The sequence below is a fragment of the Herbaspirillum lusitanum P6-12 genome, from assembly GCF_000256565.1.
GTDB lineage: Bacteria > Pseudomonadota > Gammaproteobacteria > Burkholderiales > Burkholderiaceae_D > Herbaspirillum > Herbaspirillum lusitanum.
Map to the genome: position 1 here is coordinate 1 of NZ_AJHH01000619.1, position 1,505 is coordinate 1,505.

General features: G+C 63.0%; 1 protein-coding gene and 2 pseudogenes. All 3 read left to right on the forward strand.

Annotated features, from left to right (window positions below; all coding sequences use genetic code 11):
* Nucleotides 1-107: 107 nt before the first annotated feature.
* A pseudogene (locus tag HLUSI_RS32965) lies at nucleotides 108-359 on the forward strand (aminotransferase class I/II-fold pyridoxal phosphate-dependent enzyme); the annotation flags it as partial.
* A 40-nt stretch (nucleotides 360-399) separates the two neighbouring features.
* A pseudogene (locus HLUSI_RS0120310) lies at nucleotides 400-1,047 on the forward strand (thioredoxin fold domain-containing protein); the annotation flags it as partial.
* Nucleotides 1,048-1,172: 125 nt separating this feature from the next.
* A partial coding sequence (locus HLUSI_RS29795) for a redoxin domain-containing protein (RefSeq protein WP_016835686.1) occupies nucleotides 1,173-1,505 on the forward strand: 333 nt, incomplete at its 3' end.

The window sequence follows — 1,505 nt, forward strand, 5'->3', positions numbered from 1 at the left end:
GAGATCGTGCCTGAGCTGGTCCGCCAACTCGGTTGAATCCCCCCGTCTACTTCTCTTCCTTAGCCATGAATCACTCCACCACCCTGTCGCTGTTGTCGTCGGTCGCGATGGCGCCGCGCGATCCCATCCTCGGCGTCACCGAGGCCTATAACCAGAGCACGCATCCGGACAAGATCAATCTCGGCGTCGGCGTGTACTACGACGACCGCGGCAAGGTGCCGCTGCTGGCTTGCGTGCGTGCGGCCGAAGCTGCTTTGCAGCTGGATCCAAAGCCGCACACCTACCTGCCCATCGCCGGCCTGGCGGCGTACAACAAGGCGGTGGGCGCGTTGCTGTTCGACGGCTGCACTGCGCTGGCGGAACAACGCGCGGTCACGCTGCAGACCGCCGGCGGCACCCGGCGGCTGGATGGAATCGGTCAAGCGTTTCTTTGGCGTGCTCATGCTGGGCACGGCGCTGTGGATGATCTCGCCGGTCATTCCGGCCTGGGCCTTCGTCGCCGGCTGGGCGGCGCTGGGCATCGCCTACGGCGCCTACTTGTTGTGGAGCAAGCCGGGCCATTGGGCCGCGCGCGCCTGCGGCCTGGCGTTCGCTGCGCTGGGCGTATTGCAACTGGTCAGCGTCGCCACCGGCGGCCGCGATCCCTTGGCGCCGTTGTCGCATCTGGGCGGCGGCAAACCGGCGGCGCACACCGATTTCGTGCGCGTGCGTTCGGTTGCCGAACTCGACGCCGCACTGGCGCAGACCGGCGGCAAGCCGGCCCTGCTCGACTTCTACGCCGACTGGTGCGTGTCCTGCAAGGAGATGGAAAAATTCACCTTCACCGACCCGCGCGTGCGTGAAAAATTCGCCCGCATGGTCCTGCTGCAGATCGACGTCACCGCCAACAACGCCGACGACAAGGCCATGCTCAAGCGCTTCCAGCTGTTCGGGCCGCCCGGCATCATCCTGTTCGATGGCCAGGGCCGCGAGCTGGCCGGCAAACGCGTGATCGGCTACCAGAACGCGGAGCAGTTCTTGCAAAGTCTGCAAGTGTTGACACCCTGAAACCTGTCAGCCGCCGGCAGGTTTTCATAGCCCGGCGTTATTTGAATACTCGTTAATAGTTGTTGGATTGCGATGACCCGGACGTTATAGTAGACGTCCTGAATTTCGTTACCAAGGAGACTGACATGACACTGCGTTTGGGCGACACCGCGCCGGATTTCGAGCAAGATTCCTCCATCGGCAAAATCAAGTTCCACGAATGGGCAGGCGACTCCTGGGTGGTCCTGTTTTCGCATCCGGCCGACTTCACGCCGGTCTGCACCACCGAGCTCGGTCTGACCGCCAAGCTGAAACCTGAATTCGACAAGCGCAACGTCAAGGCCATCGCCCTGTCGGTCGACGGCGCCGAAGCGCACACCAAATGGATCAAGGACATCGAAGACACGCAGAAGACCGTGGTCGGTTTCCCTATCGTCGCAGACGTCGCATCTGCGTGGCGGCGGTCAATTCGGGCAATA